Raw genomic sequence first — 17,449 nt, 5'->3', positions numbered from 1 at the left:
ATTCAAAGTCCGAAACTGCCATACGGGATGAACCGTACCGGATCGCCCGGAAGAATGTGGCGTTCGCCGTCTTCGATTTCGACCAGTCCTTCGGCCCAGCTGAGGCCACTGATTCGACCTGACCCTTCGGATCGGAATACCTCGACCCGCCCATCGCGTACCCGCGCGCGCAAATACTCGCGGCGACCGGGCTTTTTTCGCTTTTCAAACGCGGCTGGCAGGTCGAATCCTTGTGGCGATTGCCACCCCGTTCCGGCCAAAAGACCAAGCGCTGGCCGCGCAAAGACCAATGTGCAAACCATCGCTGCGACCGGGTTTCCCGGCAAGCCGAAAACTGGGGTGCCGTTCCACATCCCTAAAGCCAGCGGTCGCCCGGGCTTTAACGCAATGCGCCATTCCTGCATCGCTCCTTCCCGACGCAAAAGGGCCGAGACGTGATCCTCATCCCCTGCCGAAGCCCCCCCGCTTGTCAGAATAACGTCCGCCCGCTCTGACGCCTGATTCAGGCGTCTGTGCAACGCGTCGGGATCGTCAACGACACGACCCAGATCAACCGCGTCAAGGCCCATCCGGTCGATCAGAGACAGCAACATGGGGCGATTGGCATCGAAAATCTGACCCGGCCCCGCAGTCTCGCCGGGCTCGACCAACTCATCTCCGGTCGACAGAACCGCTACGCGCAGTCGGCTATAAACCGGTACAGCGGATACACCAACCGCTGACAAAAGTGCCAGATCCGCCGAAGTCAGATTGCGCCCAGCGGGCAGCGCCAAGTCGCCGGCAGCAATATCTTCTCCCGCGCGGCGCGTATTCGCACCCTGCTTTAATGGACCGCGAAAGGCGATATGCCCGTCCCGCGCCGTCACATCTTCTTCCAGAATCACCGTCTCCACGCCTTCGGGCAATGCGGCCCCTGTAAGGACACGCAATGCAAAGCCCTTTGGCACCGCGTTATCGAACGGGACGCCCGCCGCCGCGCGCCCATCGATCAAGGGCATCACATGCTCTCCGTCAGGCACGCCGCCGGAAAAGCCGTATCCGTCAACGGCCGTATTGGGTTGAGGCGGGTTGGACCGAGTTGCGAATACGTCCTTGGCCAAAACCCTGCCGAATGCGTCAGGCAGAGCAACACGGGTCGTCGACACAACCGGTTGCAACCGGTCGCGCAAGAGATCAAGTGCCGTGTCGACGGGTGTCCAGTTCACGCCTGCCGGCAGGGCAAAGCAATCGTTCTTGAGCGGCGGGGGCGCGATGTCCGGTTTCGTCTGCCGTGTCGTCAACGCAAAATCCCTTCAGCTTCGCACCAGATCCAGACCAACGTCCTGCAAGATAAAATCTGCAATCCCCGATGTATCGTTCAGATCAAACACCGGCTTGTCCAGCGACAAGGGCGTGTCGCTTGCGATTGCACGGATCGTGTCGTCAGTCGGGGCAATAAGCGCGTTCCCGGCGTCTTTCCGGAAAGCTTCGATCTTCGGATGTGGTTCCCGCTTGTAACCTTCGATCAACACAAGATCGACGGGGCCCAATCGCGTGAGAAGGCTGTCCAGCGAAGGTTCAGGCGCATCGCGCAATTCCCGCATCAAAGCGACACGTTGAGCGGAGGCCAGCAGTACCTCGGACGCTCCTGCCGTTCGGTGTCGGTAGCTATCCGTACCGTTCTGATCAACGTCAAAGGCGTGATGGGCATGTTTCACCGTCGAAACCGTGTAACCGCGCCCACAGATTTCAGCGACCAAGCGCTCTACCAGGCCCGTTTTCCCGGCGTTTTTCCAACCGGTGACGCCGTAGATCTTCATAACAGCGCCAACATTTTCTGAGCTTTCGCAAGATCCTCGGGCGTGTTCACATTGAAGAAGGGATCAAACGGATCAGCTGAAAACAAGGCCTCGCGCCCATTGTGATTGTCGGTCCACAGCACGACCTTGCGCAACCCGTCCTTCAATGCCGCCCGCAAATCATCGCGCAACGCCACGGGCCAAAGACCAAACGTCGGGTGACGATTGACGCGACTGCCGCCGCCTGATTTCAGCGCCTCGTCTCCGGTGCGCGGGGTGGTTGCTAGAACCAAAGGGTGCGTTTGACCCTCAGCCGCCTGCATCAGGCGATGCACCAGATCTCGGGGAAAGAACGGCGTGTCAGCCGCAGCCGTCACGACACAAGTGGCACCCTGATCTGCCGCCCAATCGAGACCTGCCAAAACCCCGGCGAGCGGGCCGGCGAATCCATCGACGGAATCCGCGACGACCGGCAAACCCACATCTGCGAAACGGCCCGGATCACCATTGGCATTCAAAACAAGCCCTTCGACCTGAGGTGAAAGGCGATCAATGACATGAGACAGCAATGTCTGCCCACCGATCAACAACCGGCCTTTGTCGCCGCCGCCCATACGCGTCGCCAACCCTCCGGCCAAGATGGCACCATAAGGGCGTTTCATGCTGACCCCCTGTTCGCGAATTTCAAACGCCACATTCCCAGTTATTGACGCGCCGATCAATCCAATAGCAGCTCTGACCGCAACAATGACGCAGCCCCATACAGGGGGCGGTCACGACCCCGCACTTTTGCGGTGGTGTTTTTTGTCCTCCAGCGGCACGCTGGACGGATCGACATCGCGCACCAAACGATCTTCTCCGGCAAGGCAGACGAACCTTTGGCCGCGCATTCGTCCGATGAGCGTCAGACCAACCTCGCGCGCGATTTCTACACCCCAGGCGGTAAAACCGGATCGCGAAGCCAGAACCGGGATGCCCATCATCGCGGTTTTGATCACCATCTCCGAGGTCAGGCGACCGGTGGTGTACAGGATCTTGTCTGCGGCTTCTTCGTCTTCGGACAGCATCCAGCCCGCGATCTTGTCGACCGCGTTGTGGCGACCGACATCCTCCATATAAACCAATGGCTGATTTTCACGGCACAGCACGGTGCCATGAATGGCCCCGGCCTCAAGGTACAATGACGGAGTTCTGTTGATCTTGGACGCCAGTTCATAAAGCCATGACGTCCGAACCCTACCCTGAGGCAAACGCACGTCTTCCAGCCCTTCCATCATGTCCCCGAAGACCGTCCCGACAGCGCAGCCGCTGGTGCGGGTCTTTTTCTTCAGCTTGTCTTCATAGGACGTTTCAAGTTGGGTCCGTACAATAACGGTCTCCAGATCGTCGTCGTATTCGACACGGGTGATTTCATCGTCTGGTTTGAGCATGCCTTGATTGCGCAAAAACCCGAGCGCCAAATATTCCGGGTAATCACCAATGGTCATCGCCGTAACGATTTCCTGAGAATTCAGGAAAATCGTCAGCGGGCGTTCCTCGACAACAGAGATTCGGCTGATTTCGCCATTCTGGTCAACCCCTTCCACCGCTCGGGTCAGGCGAGCGGCGCCGGGGTCCGGAGCGATAATATAGTCTGACAAGTCCAGTTCAGTGACCAATTGCAACCCTCTCTCAAGACCGCTACTGCTGCGGAGGTCACCATAGGATTTAGCCATGGCAATCTCCATATCCAAGTCATATTACTGGAAGGGTTTTCGCGACGGGATGCCATTTATTCTGGTGGCAACGCCGTTTGGAACATTGTTCGGCGTCTTTGCGTCCGAGGCCGGGTTGAACATCGGTCAGATCATGGCCTTTTCCGCCGCTGTATTTGCCGGTGCGGCGCAGTTCACTGCACTGCAGCTGTTTCAGGAAAATGCACCCACTGTAATCGTCCTGGCTTCGGCGCTGGCCGTTAACCTGCGCGTAGCAATGTATTCTGCGTCACTGACCCCCTATCTGGGGGCCGCACCCCTCTGGCAAAGGGCCTGCGCGGCCTATTTGATTGTGGACAATTCATATGCGGTCTCGATTGTAAGGTTCGAAAAAGAGCCCTCGATGACCCTGCGGCAACGCATGGCTTATTTCTTTGGTTCGGTCACGCCGGTCACTCCGACCTGGCTGCTGGCAAGCTATTTCGGCGCAATTCTGGGGGCACAAATATCTGACGGCTGGGCATTGGACTTTGCCCTTCCAATCACCTTTTTGGCGCTGATCGGACCGATGATGCGCACGCTGCCGCACGTGGTGGCCGCGCTGGTTGCCATCCTGGTTTCCCTCCCAGCCGTCGCGGTACCGTACAACCTTGGCATTCTGATCGCGGGTATGGCCGGGATGGTTGCCGGGGCGCAGGCCGAGCTGATGCTGGCGCGGAGGACGACATGATCCAACCCGACCAAACAAGCATATGGATCATCATCATCGGTCTTGCGGTGGGCAGCTACCTCCTGCGGTTCACCTTCATCGGTCTGGTCGGTGATCGGCCGATGCCACCCTGGTTGCTGCGACACCTGCGGTATACGGCAGTGGCGATTGTGCCCGCGTTGATCGCACCTTTGGTTGTTTGGCCCTCGGCAACAGAAGGACAACCGGATGTGCCACGAATGGCCGCCGCCGCAGTCACGCTTGGCGTCGGCCTCTGGTCCAAAAACGTTTTGGCTGCAATGTTCAGCGGCGCGGCCACGCTTTACGGCCTGCTGTACCTAGTTGGTTGAAACCGCATCCAATTGGTTCAGACGTGCGTTGTTCTGCGCCAGTCCCTTTTGCAGGTCGGCATCGTCATTTTCGCGGTACTCCGAGGTTATGACCCCTGGGATCTGTCCGAACTGATCAGACAGGTTGACCGGAAAAAACGTCACATCGATCTGCTCGAAGCCGGGCACCTGCTGCAACAAACGCGCCGTGGAATTGGCGCAGTAGGCCCCGGCGACAGGCCCCGACTGCTTAGCCAGGCGAAGGGCAACCTCGGCCTGTTGCGGGGTAACCTGAATGGTCTGGATGCGCGCATAATGGGATTCCCGCGCATGTGCACTGCGATACGCGCGCTCCACCGCGGGTGTTATCCCGTAAAGCACATCATCCTTGATTGGCACCACATCCGCCCGAAACGACCCTGCGGGATCAAAAATCACACGCTCACTGCCGCCAATCATCAGCGAGGTATGCGCACCGGACCCGGTGCGGGTGTTGATCATCGTATAAAGCGTAAGGGTCGATGGGCCGGGATCACGATAGGATCGGGCCACGATTTCGGCCTGATCGGACTGCGGGCGTTGCGATCCGGTGCATCCTGCAACGGTTGCTGCCACAAGGCAGACAATCAGAATCCTGAACACAGAGACCGACCTCAGAACGGCTTACGACGCGAATACCGCCAGGAACAGGCACAGGAACGCGATCGCGACCACGCACCATGTGGTGAACTTGATGAACCCGTCGAAGGTTTTGGTTTGGACGGTGATGTCCATTTCGCCGTGCTTGTGTTCCGCCATGTCTAAAAGATTCCCAATTCGCGTGTTTGACGTTTGGATACTGGAAATTTTCTGGCCTGTCACGGTGTCATTCGCGCACAGGCGCTGAGAAAATTGTACACCCCGAATAGCCGAAACCCCAGCGCCAAGGCAGCCCACTGCAAGGGCCGCCACCAAAGCGCACGGCCATGAACATGGCCTCTGCCGTTATCGAATGAACCGAGCGGATCTGGTCAGGTGTCATATCATATCGCACAGCGTAATCTTGGGCATGATCTTCACCATGTGACTTTACACAAGCACGCAACGCGTCATCCGCTGCCAGACGCGCGTCAAAACTGTCTTCTGCGTTTTGTGCGCCCGCTGCGTTGTGGTAGGCCCGGTCATGGGTAATGCAGCAGTTTTCCCACGGCGGGTGCGCCTCGTACAGGGCGCTGAATTTGGGGAACGTATCCGCCACCAATCGCCAGCTTGACGACAACCCGCCCGAACATCCGTCGGTTTCGAACCCGGTCAGAGGCGCGTCTTCTTTGACAGCCATCAGCGCACGATGTGCCGGCATTTCGACCCCGCGCATGAGGTCCTGCGCGGCGACCGGAGAGGTCAAGCACATCGCCGCAGCGATCCACTTAGGGGCTGGCATCGCGCATCTCTTGCGTATCGACCGACAATCCAAAGGTTGTTGCCAGCCACAGCAGCAGGCGTTCGCCCGGTCCCATCTCGGCCCGCACGCGCAGAACTTCGCGGGCCATCGCCGGGCGGTCGGTGATCAGACCATCGACACCCATCGAGGCCATCGCTGACATTTGCAGCGGATCGTTGACCGTCCAGACATAGATGTCTTTGCCCGCGTCATGGATCTGCCGGATCAGGCCGGGCGAAACCGTCGCGGCGTTCACGGCGACGAAATCCCCCTCGAGCCCGGACAGGTCCCCGACCGCCGTGGCCGCAAGAACACCCGCACGCCAATCGGGGCGGATGGTTTTCATCTTTTGCACGGCTGGGTATTTCAGCGACATGGTCGCTATATCATCCTGCATATCCAGCTCTTCGACGATGGCCGCAACGCGGTTTTCAAGGTCTACATCGTGGCCATAGTATTTAAGTTCGATGATGACCTTGGACTTGCCCTTCGCCGCGCTCAGGACATCGTGAAGCGTTGGCGCACGCTCTGCGGCGTATTCATCGTCGAACCAGCTGCCGATATCGATCTCGGCCACATCTTCCATGGTGGCGTCCCAGACCTTGAGGTCGACGCCCGCGAGTTTCATGAAATCGCTGTCATGGGCAATGATGACAACGCCATCCGCTGTTTCCTGCACGTCAATCTCGACCCAGTCTGCACCGTCCTCGATCGCCTTGACCACGGATGCCATTGTATTCTCTGGCCGAAGCGCCGCCGCCCCGCGATGACCGATGACATCCGCATGATCGGGTGCCTGAACTCGTTTCAGCAGCTCTTGCCCGGACCAAAGGCCGATCAAAACGGCCGCCGCCGCTACCGCCACTGTAACCAGAACCGGCGTACGTACATTTCCGGGTTCAGGATGAGGCAACGCATCGGTCTTCGGCTCAAAGAATTCATCCAGAACAACAGCCAACGCCCCCAAAGCCGACGCCGCCAGCACCAGCCCCGCAAGCGACCACATAGCGGCAACGATCAGGCTGAGAATAAGCGCGAACCGCAGGTTTACGCCTTCCTCCAAAGGCACGAGCGCAAAAAGAAGCCCGGCCACCGTGCCAATCGCTGTGGCAATGGCGATACGGATCAACAGCCAGATCGCAAGCTCGATCTTCAAGCGGCCTTGATTGCCCTGCATACGGTTTTGGCTTTCGGCAAACGCACCTGAAGGTGTCGTTGCTTCGAACAGGACCAGATGGAGACCCAACGCCCACCCGGACAGTCTGCGGATCAGAACCCAGGCCAATGCCAGAACAACAAATCCGATCAGAATCACGGCCACCCAGAACGCCGGCGGGTGAAACGTCAGGTAGTAATTGATGTCATATTCCGTGAGCGTCCACCAAGCGATTACCCCGGCCACCACCACGAAGGGCAGCGCCAATAAAAGGACGCGCAGGATCAGGCGCACGGCAAACCCGAACAGTGCAGGCAAACGGGCAATTATCAGTCGGATTGCCGATCCGCCCGCACGCCACGGGTCGCTTTCGCCCATCCTCAGCGATCCGGCCATGACGGCAAAGACCAACACTTCGGCCAGCAGAAACAGGCTTAGGACAACAATTGCCGCCACAAAACCTGACGGCGACAACAAAAACATCGCAATGTCCTGATCGGTCAATGCAGTCTGATCAGATAGTGAGACGGCAAAGTTGACTGCCGCTGCCACACCGGGTGCGATCAGCGCGATCAGCAGCAGGCGCACCGCGACATAGATCGGCACGAACATTCGACGCCGCGCCCACGCACCCGCATAGGCATTTGTAACGGCTGAGAAATTGGTCACGCGGCGCCCTCCTGAACGATAGACTCATTCAAGGCTGCGCAGACGTGAATTGCAAGTCAGGTGGTCAGCTTTCTTCCAAGTCCGCCGCCAACCGGAAGCCGATGCGATTTGCGGGTTTGTCTTCGACGGGCTTGGGCAAGGCGCGCAGCATCACGTTCAACTGGGTGACATGCTGCACCAATTGCGTGCGGCCCCCAGCCCCATCCGAGCCATAGAAGGTGACCATGTCGGGATCAAAGTAACCCATTCCTTCGATCCGCATCACCCCGGCGTCACCCCCGGTAAAGCCCATTGCGACTTCTTGATCGCCGTCCAGAGTCTTTTCAAAATTCTGGATGTACATAATCAGCCGCTCATAGGCCCATTGGGCCGGGCTTTTGGTCTCGACGGGCTGTTGCAGGGGTTTTGGCAGTTGTTTCGGGCCGGAGTCGGCAGCGGAGTTGGCGTGTACCTCGTAACAGCGGGGCAAGGCTGCGGCTTCTGCGGCTTCGGCCGAGGTTTCGATTTCATCCTGCATCTGATCTACCCTTTGCGCTGATACTCCCATGCCCCATCCGCGCGCCGCGTCCGGGTGACAGCATCAATGTGGTAGAGATGATTGAGGTGCGCAACCGCTTCGACCAAAGCAAGCCCATACTCGCCATCGCCAATCTGACGTTTGAACAGCGCCGCGAAACACTCTGACGCAGATTTCGGCCTATCCAGTTCAGTCAGCAAACGGTCGAGTGCCCCGTGGTGGTTTTCGATCAGCTGCCGCATTCGAACCGGCAATCCGGTAAAGGGCAACTTGTGTCCGCCCAACACCAATTGCTCTGGCCGAGCGAGCGTCGAAAGACGTTCGCACGACTCCATCCAATCGGCAACCGGATCGGCCATCGGCTCTGTCGCGTAGACGCCAAGGTTCGAGCTGATCGAGCTGAGAATCTGGTCACCGCTCAGAACCAGATTGTCATCGCGGCTCCAAAGCGTGACATGTTCCGGGGCATGTCCATTGCCCATGTGCACGTCCCAGTCTCGCCCACCGATACGGATCACATCGCCTTGTTTGACGCGCGTGTATCCCAGCGGCATCGGGTATACGACATCGGAAAAATTGAATGGCCTCTCTGCCATTCGTTTCGCCAGAACATCAGCGGACATGCCCGCGCTTCGATAAAAACGAAGCGTTTCTTCCGGCCAGTTTTCCTGTTCATCCAGGGTCAGCATCCGCGCAAACAACCAGGCCGTTCGGCTTGTTACCAACTCGGCCTCATGTTCCGACTGAAACCACCCCGCATTTCCCACGTGATCAGGATGGTGATGGGTCACAACAATCCGATTGACCGGTTTTCCGGATAAAGGCCCGGCCATCAGACTATCCCAGATCGCCCGCGTCTTTTTCGATGACAGCCCCGTGTCGATGAGCGTCCAACCGTCGCCGTCATCCAACGCATAGACATTCACATGGTCCAGCGCCATGGGCAGCGGCAACCGTATCCACAAGATCCCTTCGGCAATTTCAATATGCTCTCCGGGTGCGGGTGGTTGCCCCCACGGATAGCGAATAGTCTGCGACGCATCACCGTCCATCAGGCTGCCATCTCCTCCGCACTGAGCGCATAGAGATCGTCAGCGCCGTTCTGCGCCTGCGCCAGAAGTCCCGCATGTTCCGGCAGCAATGCGTTGATGTAGAACCGCGCCAGTTTGGCGCGCGGCCCATCCGGGTCGGCCAAAGCTGCTGACAAGTGATAGTGCCCGCCCAGAACCCGCGCAAAGGCATGCAGATACGGTACGGCACCAGCAAACCGATCGTTCATGTCGCCTTGCGCCACCAGCCATTCGGTAGCTTCGCGAAGGGACTCCGTCGCCTCCCACACCGGGCCGGCCAGTTCCGGCAACGTGGCGCGGGCACGCTCGGCCTGGTCTTCGATCTCATCCAAAAGGCTCGAGGCGGCATCACCGCCATCCATCATCTTGCGCCCGACAAGGTCCATCGCCTGAATGCCGTTGGTACCTTCGTAGATCGCCGTTACCCGGACATCGCGATAGAACTGGGCCGCACCGGTTTCCTCGATGAAACCCATGCCGCCGTGGACCTGAACGCCGGTTTCAGCGACGCGCATACCTGTCTGCGTTCCGAACGCCTTTCCGATCGGTGTCAACAAAGCCGCACGCGCTGCCCATTCGGGATTACCGGTGGCCTGCGCCATGTCGATCGCCGCGGCATTGGCCAACAGGATTGCCCTTGCGGCAAACACGTCGGCGCGCATCTCCATCAGCATTCGGCGCACGTCGGCATGGTCAATGATCGTGCCCGAGGGCGTCTTGCCCTGCTTACGCTCCAGCGCATAGGTCAACGCGTGCTGATATGCGCCTTCGGCTGCTCCGACGCCTTGACCGCCAACACCCAAACGCGCGTTGTTCATCATCGTGAACATGGCCGCCATACCGCCGTGTTCTTCACCGACAAGCCAGCCTTTTGCGCCATCATATTGCATAACGCAGGTGGGCGAGCCGTGCAGGCCCATCTTGTGTTCAAGCGAGACCACCTTCAGATCGTTGGCGACGCCAGGATTGCCATTCTCATCCGGAATATACTTTGGCACCAGAAACAGAGAAATCCCCTTGGTCCCCGGTACACCGTCCGGCAAACGCGCCAGAACCAGGTGGCACACGTTTTCGCAAAAGTCGTTATCACCCCACGAAATGTATATTTTTTGTCCGGTCACCGCATAGGTGCCGTCTCCGTTTGGCTCTGCCTTTGAGGTGAGCGCCCCCACATCTGACCCCGCCTGCGGTTCGGTCAGGTTCATGGTGCCCGACCAATCGCCTGCCATCATCTTGGGCAGGTAGAGATCTTTCAGCTCATCGCTGGCGTGATGCTCCAGTGCCTCGATCTGGCCTTGGGTCATCAGGGGCGCCAGTTGCAGGGACAGGCATGCCGCGCTCATCATCTCGTTCACGGCTGTCGTCACAGTCATGGGAAGGCCCATGCCGCCGTATTCGGGGTCACCGCTCATGCCGATCCAGCCGCCTTCGGCAATCGCGTTCCACCCGTCCGCATAACCGGGTGAAGTGCGCAGGATGCCATTTTCCATCCGAGCAGGCTCCAGGTCACCGGGGCGCTGAAGGGGTGCCAGCACTTCCTCGCACATCTTGCCCGCTTCTGACAGGATTGCGCCGACCACATCGGCGCTGGCTTCCGAGAACATCTCGGTCGCGGCGATCTGATCGAAACCCACCACTTTATCCAGAAGAAACTGATAGTCGGAGATTGGGGCGCGATATGGCATGGCTTCCCTCGGGCTTGTCTGTCGGAATTCGCGTGCGGGCTTGGAATTCGCAAGCCACGCCGGTATTCATGTGCGTTGGCACGATTACCTACCTGTCCCAATGTTGCAATCAACCAAAACGCGGCGTCACGACCTATGATCCCTTGTCACACTCAGTACCTGTCCGCCGATCCAAACGGGCTGGCAAAGGCCGCTGATCTTTTGCGCCGGGGATTGCTGGTCGCCTTCCCGACCGAGACTGTCTACGGGCTGGGCGGTGATGCCCGCAATGGCGAAGCCGTGGCGGCCATCTACGCTGCCAAGGGTCGGCCGAGCTTCAACCCGCTGATTGCGCATGTCGGTTCGGTCAAAGCCGCCCAACGATACGTGCAATGGTCGGATCAGGCCGAAGTTTTGGCAAACGCGTTCTGGCCGGGTCCGCTGACGCTGGTGCTGCCCCTGCGCGATGGGCATGGTGTATCGTCTCTGGTTACAGCGGGTCTTGAGACGCTTGCGGTTCGGGTTCCGGCCCACCCGACGGCGCAGGCATTGCTCGAGGCGCTTGATGGGCCGGTCGCGGCACCTTCGGCCAATCCGTCCGGACGGATCAGCCCCACAACAGCTGCCCATGTGCGCGCGGGTCTGGACGGCCGCATCGCCGCGGTTCTGGATGATGGCCCCTGCGGCGTCGGGCTTGAATCAACCATCGTTGGACTTGCCGGTACGCCGACGTTGTTGCGACCCGGCGGCGTGGAATTGCAAGCGATTGAAGATGTTCTGGGCTCCCGGTTGCATCTGCACCAGTCTGGCGACCTTCTGACAGCCCCCGGTCAACTGCAATCACATTACGCGCCCGAGTCGTCTGTTCGATTGAATGCGCAGACCAGACAGGGCGACGAACTACTGTTGGGTTTTGGCGCGGTCGGCTGCGATTACAACTTGTCGGTTGATGGCAATCTGAATGAAGCGGCGGCAAACCTGTTCGCGGCACTGCATGATTTGGACAAAACCGGTCGCCCGATTGCCGTTAGCCCGATCCCAAACGACGGTTTGGGTGTCGCAATCAACGACCGACTCAAGCGAGCCGCTGCGCCGCGCGACTAGGCCCGACCTGCGCTTGCCGACAAGCTCAGCGGATCAACGCCCAAGGTTGCCAAAGCGGCCTCCCATTTCTCGTCATCCGGCAGATCGTATACCAGTTTGGGGCTAGCATCCGTGGTCAACCAGCCATTCATCGCGATCTCATCCTCAAGCTGATCCGGCCCCCAGCCCGCATAACCCAGTGCGACCATGGCATTCAGCGGTCCTGTACCCGAGGCCAAATCTTCCAGCACGTCCAGCGTGGCCGTCATGCTGAAATCGGTGCTGATCTGCATTGAGTGCAGATTCGCTTCGTAATCCGAAGAGTGCAGAACAAAACCCCGTGACATCTCGACCGGACCACCAAAGTGGACCAAACGCTCACCTACAACGGGAATGGGGCACGGGATATTGAGCTGCTCCAACAAGGTTTTTATCCGCAAATCCGACGGCTTGTTCACAATCAGCCCCATCGCACCATCGTCCGCATGGCTGCAGATATACACTACCGAGTGCTCGAAACGCGGGTCGCCCATTCCAGGCATGGCAATCAGCAATTTTCCGGTCAGGTCCATGTGAAGGAGTCTCTTGTCTCAGCTTCCCCTGCAACAATGGCCCCGGAAGGCGGGGAATGGCAAGGCGTCAGCCGGAATTCCGGAAGATTTCACCAAAGTGACCTGAACGTGACTTGGCAATCCGGTCTGCAAAGCGCATTTTACAGACCATGATGTGTATCCGAAAAAAGGCAGCCGCCGCGCTAGCCGCCGGTCTGTGTCTGACCTCGCCCAGCGCTGCGCAGGGCGTTGATCAGCTTGTTCAGCTGGACATTCTGGACGGCGGGCGAACCGCGAAGGGCACGTATCAGGGTGCCTTGCGGCTGACACTGAAAGACGGATGGAAAACCTACTGGCGTGCGCCGGGTGATGCTGGCATCCCGCCTCAGTTCAACTGGGCCGGATCCGGCAATGTCGGTGACATCAAGATCATATGGCCCGCGCCCAGCGTGTTTGACCAGAACGGTCTGCAATCCATCGGATACGCAGATCAACTCGTGCTGCCGGTCGAGATTACGCCCAAGAACCCGGCAAAACCCGTTCGCCTGCGAGGTGAGATGGATTTGGGTGTCTGCAAGGATGTGTGCGTTCCGGGACGTCTGGGTTTCGATCATACACTGGATTCTCAGGCCGGGCGCAATCCGGCGATCGCGGCAGCTCTTGCCCAGCGTCCGTTTTCTGCGCGCGAGGCAGGTGTGGCTGAAACCGAATGCCGCTTGAAGCCGACCGACGACGGAATGCAGATCGAGGCACATATCAAAATGCCGTCGGCGGGCGGCGCCGAGATCGCCGTGATCGAGCCGGGAAATCCGATGCTTTGGGCTTCGCAGGCCGACACCACGCGGCAGGGGAGCACGTTGATTGCGCGGTCCGAGGTAATCAGCGCCACCGGCGGCCCGTTCGCTCTGGATCGGTCCGAGGTACGGATCACGGTGCTTGGCGCCGATCATGCTGTAGACATCATTGGGTGCACCGCAGGCTAGCAAGATGAGCCCCACCCCGAAGATCGGCGCTTTGGCCGTTGTGCTGCATGAAAATCGCGTTTTGCTGGTTCAGCGCAGCAAACAACCCGATGCCGGGTTGTGGGGGTTTCCCGGCGGTCACGTCGAATGGGGCGAAACCGTTCGCGAAGCCGCGGCGCGTGAATTGTTGGAAGAAACCGGCGTGACCGCGCAACCGGACGTCTATATCGACAATCTGGATCTGCTGAAACACGACGCGCAAGGTCGGGTACAGACACATTATCTTTTGGTTGGCGTGATGTGCCGGTATCAGTCGGGTACGCCGGTTGCCGCCGATGATGCGCAGGATGCCCGCTGGTTTCCGATGCAACAAATTCTGGACGGCGCCTTGCCAATGAGCGCGCGCGTGCCCGACCTTTTGGCCCGCGCCATGCGCGTCGATCAACCAGCCGCGCGTCCGGACAAGCGTCCGTAAAGCAATCCGGAAACCAGAACACTCAAGGCAAGAATGACGGCAGCCCCGGCTGCGAAAAGGCCGAAGCCCATGCGCAGAATGGCCAACCCGTCCTCTCCGGGATAGAATCCGGCCAGCACCGCCATCGGCGCTCCGGTAACAGCCGGCCAAATCATGCAAACTGCGAGCCACGCGGCCAACACGGCGCTGGTGATTGTCACGGAACCCTTCACCACGCGGTCCGGTGCTTTCAAGGCACGTCGCATCGCCGTGATGGGACGCGATACGTCATTCAAAATGGCAAGGAGCGCCGGAACCAGCAAAAGAACCAGCAACATCCCAAAACCAAGGCCATAGACCAGTGTAATTACCGTCGGTTTAAGGAATTGCGCCTGCTGCGACCCTTCGTAGAGCAGCGGCGTGAGCCCCAGAACAGTCGTGAGTGTTGTCAGCATTACCGGTCGCAGCCGGTCGGCGGTGCCTTCGACGATCGAGGGCAAAAGCCCGCGTTCCTGTTGATACCCGTCAATTGTCGTCACCAAGACAATCGAGTCGTTGATGATGATCCCGGTCATCCCCAAAAGACCGACGACCGTGAACATGCTCAGCGGTACCTCCCAGATGTAGTGCCCCCAGATTGCCCCGACCAATCCGAAGGGAATAATCGCCATTACAACCAACGGGCGTGTCCAGCTTGCGAAAACCCAGGCCAGGACCAAATAGATCCCGGTCAGGCACAGGATCAGCCCGGTCCGAGCCTCGGACAGGAATTCGTCCTCTTGCTCGCTCAGGCCCGCCATGCGCCATTCAACTTGTTTTTCGGCGGCGATGTCAGGCAGGATTTCTTCCCGCATGGCGCGCTCGATCTCGGCAGCGCGGGTTGGGTCATCTTCGGATATGTCGCCATTCACCGAAATCACGCGCAGACCATTTTCGCGCCGGACGGTCGAGAAGCCGGACTTGCGCTCGACCGAAACAATGTCGGCCAATGGCACATAAACCCCGTTCGGCGTGCGCATCAACGTGCGCTCAAGGAAATCTGCGGTCAATTCGCCCTCGGGCAATTCAACCCGGATTTCGGCGCTGCGCGGGCCGTCCGGGAAGGTTGCGGCCTCGATCCCGTTCAGACGATCCCGCAGGACGCGCCCAAGTGTCTCGATCCGGAAGCCCAGCGCCTGACCCTGAGCGGTGAGGTCCAGAATGAATTCTTCCTTGTCATAGGCCAGATTGTCCTCAAGCGCAGAAACCTCGGGGTACTTCGACAGCTCGGTCTGCAACTCTTCTGAGGCGGATTTGAGTGTGTTCACGTCCGCGCCGTAGAACTGGACGTCAATTGCGTCTCCGCCCGGGCCAGACCGCCAGCCACGGAAACTCAGCAACTCCACCTTCGGATGGCGCGGCACGAAGTCCTGCAACTCACCTACAAACTCAAAACTGGAATAGGGCCGCAGGTCCGCGTCGATCAGCTCGATGGAAATACCGCCCAGCAGATCGTCATCCTTGCCATCCGCGGCAGACAGGCCAAAACCGGCAGAGCCGCCAACCTCGGCCAGAACGTAATCGATGGGATTGCGGCCGTGACGCTCTTCGTAAATCTCACCCAGTTCTTCCGTCGCCCGCTGCAACATCCGCATCATTTCCAGCGTATCGGCACGGGTTGCGCCTTCGACCATGATGAAGTTGCCGGTGACCGAGCCGCGTTCGGGCGCGTTGAAGAACCGCCAATTCACATCGCCGCGAATAAACAGCGCGATTTGGCTGGCGAGGATAACCACCATGACGGCAACGACCACATACCGCGCCCAGACGACCCAAGCGACCAGCGGCCGGAACAGATGATCGCGCACCCAACGAAAGCCCCTGTTCACAACGCGATTGGGCAAGTCATACCAGTGTTCCTTGGCGGAATGTGCAATGGCATGGGCCATATGGTTCGGCAGGATAAGAAAGCACTCGATCAACGAGGCGATCAGCACTGCAATCACCGTATAGGGAATATCCTTGATCAGTTCCCCAAAACGCCCGCCAACAAGCGTAAGTCCAAAAAAGGCGATCACCGTGGTTACTGTTGCCGCAAATACCGGCATCGCCATACGCCGGGCGGCCCGCTCGGCGGCCACCATCGGAGCTTCGCCCAATCGGCGGGCGCGAAAATCTGCGTGCTCACCCACAACGATGGCGTCATCCACGACAATGCCCAGCGTGATGATCAGACCAAAGAGCGACACCATGTTTATCGACAGCCCGCCCAGGTACATCAGCGCAATGGCAGCGGACATGGCCACCGGAATGCCAGCGGCAACCCAAAAGGCGATCCGCGCGTTCAGGAACAGGAACAATAGGCAGACGACCAAGCCGAGCCCGACAAGCCCGTTGTCGACCAGAATATCCAGACGATCCGTAATCGCTTGCGCCCGGGTCCGGATCAGCTCAATCGTGATGCCTTCCGGCACACTGGCCTGCATTTCGACGACGACATCCTCGACCGTGCGCTGGATCTCAATCGCGTCACCAAGGTTCGAACGGTCGACCCGCACAGACATGGCAGGGTCGTCACCAACGTAATAGCTGCGATTGCGGGTGACGCCTTCGACACGGATTTCAGCGACGTCGCCCACGACCAGTTTCGACCCATCCTCGAAGGTACGCAGGGCGATGCCTTCAATCTCCTCTGGTGTACGCTTTTCGACTCCGGTGCGAATGCGGGCGTTGGCGCCAGTGACATCGCCTGCCGGGCTGGCCGTGACCTCTGCGGCGATGGCCGAGGCGATCTCGGACATCGTGATGTCATTTGCGATCAATTGAACCGTCGGAACCTCGACCACAACGCGCGGCGCCGCCAGACCGCGGATGGTCGTCCGGGTCACGCCCACCGCAAACAGCCGGCTGATCAGTTCGTCGGTAAACTTGGCCAATTGCTCGGCCTCGATCGGGCCGGTAATGACGACATCTGTCACGCGGTCGCGCCAAGCACCGCGCTGGATCGTGGGTTCTTCGGAATCTTCGGGCAGGTCGTTCACGCCGTCAACGGCGGTCCTGACTTCTTCCACAGCACGGGACATATCCCAATTCGGCTCGAACTCCAGCCGAATACGGGCCGACCCCTCGCGCGAGGTTGCGTCTGTACTGGCCACGCCCTCTACGGCCAGCAAAGCAGGTTCCAGAAGTTGTACGATACCATTGTCGACGTCTTCGGGACCGGCCCCATCCCAAGCGACATTCACATCAACGCGTTCAAGGATGACATCAGGAAAAAACTGCGCCCGCATGTTCGGGATCGCAGCCGCGCCAAGGACCAGCATCACCAGTAACAGCAGGTTTGCCACAGTTCGGTGACGTGTGAAGTAACTGAGGATGCCGCCCGCTGCGCCGGGAATGTCGCGCATCATTGGC

The 17,449-nt window shown here is 59.3% G+C and carries 18 protein-coding genes; 5 read left to right on the top strand and 13 right to left on the bottom strand.

What is annotated here, in order from left to right:
• Positions 1 to 2 precede the first annotated feature (2 nt).
• The 4 genes from RA28_RS01535 to RA28_RS01520 all read right to left on the bottom strand — a co-directional run bounded on the left by RA28_RS01535 (position 3) and on the right by RA28_RS01520 (position 3,493).
• Positions 3 to 1,280 (bottom strand): molybdopterin-binding protein, encoded by a 1,278-nt coding sequence (locus RA28_RS01535; RefSeq protein ID WP_039522988.1) that lies wholly within the window; start codon positions 1,278 to 1,280, stop codon positions 3 to 5.
• A gap of 12 nt (positions 1,281 to 1,292) precedes the next feature.
• Positions 1,293 to 1,799 (bottom strand): molybdopterin-guanine dinucleotide biosynthesis protein B, encoded by a 507-nt coding sequence (mobB, locus tag RA28_RS01530; protein WP_039522985.1) that lies wholly within the window; start codon positions 1,797 to 1,799, stop codon positions 1,293 to 1,295.
• On the bottom strand, positions 1,796 to 2,440 hold the full coding sequence (gene mobA, locus RA28_RS01525; RefSeq protein WP_039525498.1) for a molybdenum cofactor guanylyltransferase MobA: 645 nt from the start codon (positions 2,438 to 2,440) through the stop codon (positions 1,796 to 1,798). The genes mobB and mobA overlap by 4 nt, the downstream gene beginning before the upstream one ends.
• A gap of 111 nt (positions 2,441 to 2,551) precedes the next feature.
• On the bottom strand, positions 2,552 to 3,493 hold the full coding sequence (locus RA28_RS01520; RefSeq protein WP_152611986.1) for a formate dehydrogenase accessory sulfurtransferase FdhD: 942 nt from the start codon (positions 3,491 to 3,493) through the stop codon (positions 2,552 to 2,554).
• Here RA28_RS01520 and RA28_RS01515 point away from each other — a divergent pair.
• Positions 3,492 to 4,202, top strand: a complete 711-nt coding sequence (locus RA28_RS01515; RefSeq protein ID WP_039522982.1) for an AzlC family ABC transporter permease — start codon at positions 3,492 to 3,494, stop codon at positions 4,200 to 4,202. The two genes, RA28_RS01520 and RA28_RS01515, sit on opposite strands and share 2 nt — an antisense overlap.
• Positions 4,199 to 4,531 (top strand): AzlD domain-containing protein, encoded by a 333-nt coding sequence (locus RA28_RS01510; RefSeq protein ID WP_039522977.1) that lies wholly within the window; start codon positions 4,199 to 4,201, stop codon positions 4,529 to 4,531. Before RA28_RS01515 ends, RA28_RS01510 begins: the two co-directional genes overlap by 4 nt.
• Here the strand turns inward: RA28_RS01510 and RA28_RS01505 are convergent.
• The 7 genes from RA28_RS01505 to RA28_RS01475 all read right to left on the bottom strand — a co-directional run bounded on the left by RA28_RS01505 (position 4,520) and on the right by RA28_RS01475 (position 11,027).
• Entirely contained in the window at positions 4,520 to 5,152 is a 633-nt protein-coding gene (locus RA28_RS01505) for a hypothetical protein (RefSeq protein WP_039522974.1), read from the bottom strand. The two genes, RA28_RS01510 and RA28_RS01505, sit on opposite strands and share 12 nt — an antisense overlap.
• Before the next feature lie 21 nt (positions 5,153 to 5,173).
• Positions 5,174 to 5,308, bottom strand: coding sequence for an aa3-type cytochrome c oxidase subunit IV (locus RA28_RS01500; RefSeq protein ID WP_039522971.1), 135 nt, complete (start codon positions 5,306 to 5,308; stop codon positions 5,174 to 5,176).
• Positions 5,309 to 5,375: 67 nt separating this feature from the next.
• Entirely contained in the window at positions 5,376 to 5,930 is a 555-nt protein-coding gene (locus tag RA28_RS01495; protein WP_052261230.1) for a hypothetical protein, read from the bottom strand.
• Positions 5,917 to 7,755, bottom strand: a complete 1,839-nt coding sequence (locus RA28_RS01490) for a glycerophosphodiester phosphodiesterase (protein WP_039522967.1) — start codon at positions 7,753 to 7,755, stop codon at positions 5,917 to 5,919. The genes RA28_RS01495 and RA28_RS01490 overlap by 14 nt, the downstream gene beginning before the upstream one ends.
• A gap of 64 nt (positions 7,756 to 7,819) precedes the next feature.
• Positions 7,820 to 8,272: a DUF6173 family protein gene (locus tag RA28_RS01485; protein ID WP_039522965.1), complete on the bottom strand. Its 453-nt coding sequence runs from the start codon at positions 8,270 to 8,272 to the stop codon at positions 7,820 to 7,822.
• A 5-nt stretch (positions 8,273 to 8,277) separates the two neighbouring features.
• Positions 8,278 to 9,324, bottom strand: a complete 1,047-nt coding sequence (locus tag RA28_RS01480; protein WP_039522962.1) for an MBL fold metallo-hydrolase — start codon at positions 9,322 to 9,324, stop codon at positions 8,278 to 8,280.
• Positions 9,324 to 11,027 carry an acyl-CoA dehydrogenase gene (locus RA28_RS01475; protein ID WP_039522960.1) on the bottom strand — a complete coding sequence of 568 codons (1,704 nt, stop codon included), beginning with the start codon at positions 11,025 to 11,027 and terminating at the stop codon, positions 9,324 to 9,326. The genes RA28_RS01480 and RA28_RS01475 overlap by 1 nt, the downstream gene beginning before the upstream one ends.
• 135 nt (positions 11,028 to 11,162) lie before the next feature.
• Between RA28_RS01475 and RA28_RS01470 the strand changes: the two genes are divergently transcribed.
• Entirely contained in the window at positions 11,163 to 12,110 is a 948-nt protein-coding gene (locus RA28_RS01470; RefSeq protein ID WP_039522957.1) for an L-threonylcarbamoyladenylate synthase, read from the top strand.
• On the opposite strand, the gene RA28_RS01465 is transcribed toward RA28_RS01470, so the two are convergent.
• Positions 12,107 to 12,661 (bottom strand): YqgE/AlgH family protein, encoded by a 555-nt coding sequence (locus RA28_RS01465; RefSeq protein ID WP_039522956.1) that lies wholly within the window; start codon positions 12,659 to 12,661, stop codon positions 12,107 to 12,109. The two genes, RA28_RS01470 and RA28_RS01465, sit on opposite strands and share 4 nt — an antisense overlap.
• Positions 12,662 to 12,810: 149 nt before the next feature.
• Here RA28_RS01465 and RA28_RS01460 point away from each other — a divergent pair, with 149 nt between their 5' ends.
• Complete coding sequence (locus tag RA28_RS01460) at positions 12,811 to 13,623, top strand: protein-disulfide reductase DsbD domain-containing protein (RefSeq protein WP_039522954.1); 813 nt, start codon at positions 12,811 to 12,813, stop codon at positions 13,621 to 13,623.
• A gap of 4 nt (positions 13,624 to 13,627) precedes the next feature.
• A complete protein-coding gene (locus tag RA28_RS01455; protein ID WP_039522952.1) occupies positions 13,628 to 14,077 on the top strand; it encodes an NUDIX hydrolase in 450 nt (149 codons plus the stop codon).
• Here RA28_RS01455 and RA28_RS01450 read toward each other — a convergent pair.
• The gene (locus RA28_RS01450; protein ID WP_039522950.1) at positions 14,044 to 17,445 is read right to left on the bottom strand and encodes an efflux RND transporter permease subunit; all 3,402 of its coding nucleotides are present in this window, start codon (positions 17,443 to 17,445) and stop codon (positions 14,044 to 14,046) included. The genes RA28_RS01455 and RA28_RS01450 overlap by 34 nt on opposite strands.
• Positions 17,446 to 17,449: the final 4 nt, after the last annotated feature.

The sequence above is a fragment of the Ruegeria sp. ANG-S4 genome (assembly GCF_000814005.1).
Taxonomy (GTDB): domain Bacteria; phylum Pseudomonadota; class Alphaproteobacteria; order Rhodobacterales; family Rhodobacteraceae; genus Ruegeria.
Note: the sequence above shows the minus strand (reverse complement) of the source record. Positions and strands in the feature narration are given on the sequence as shown.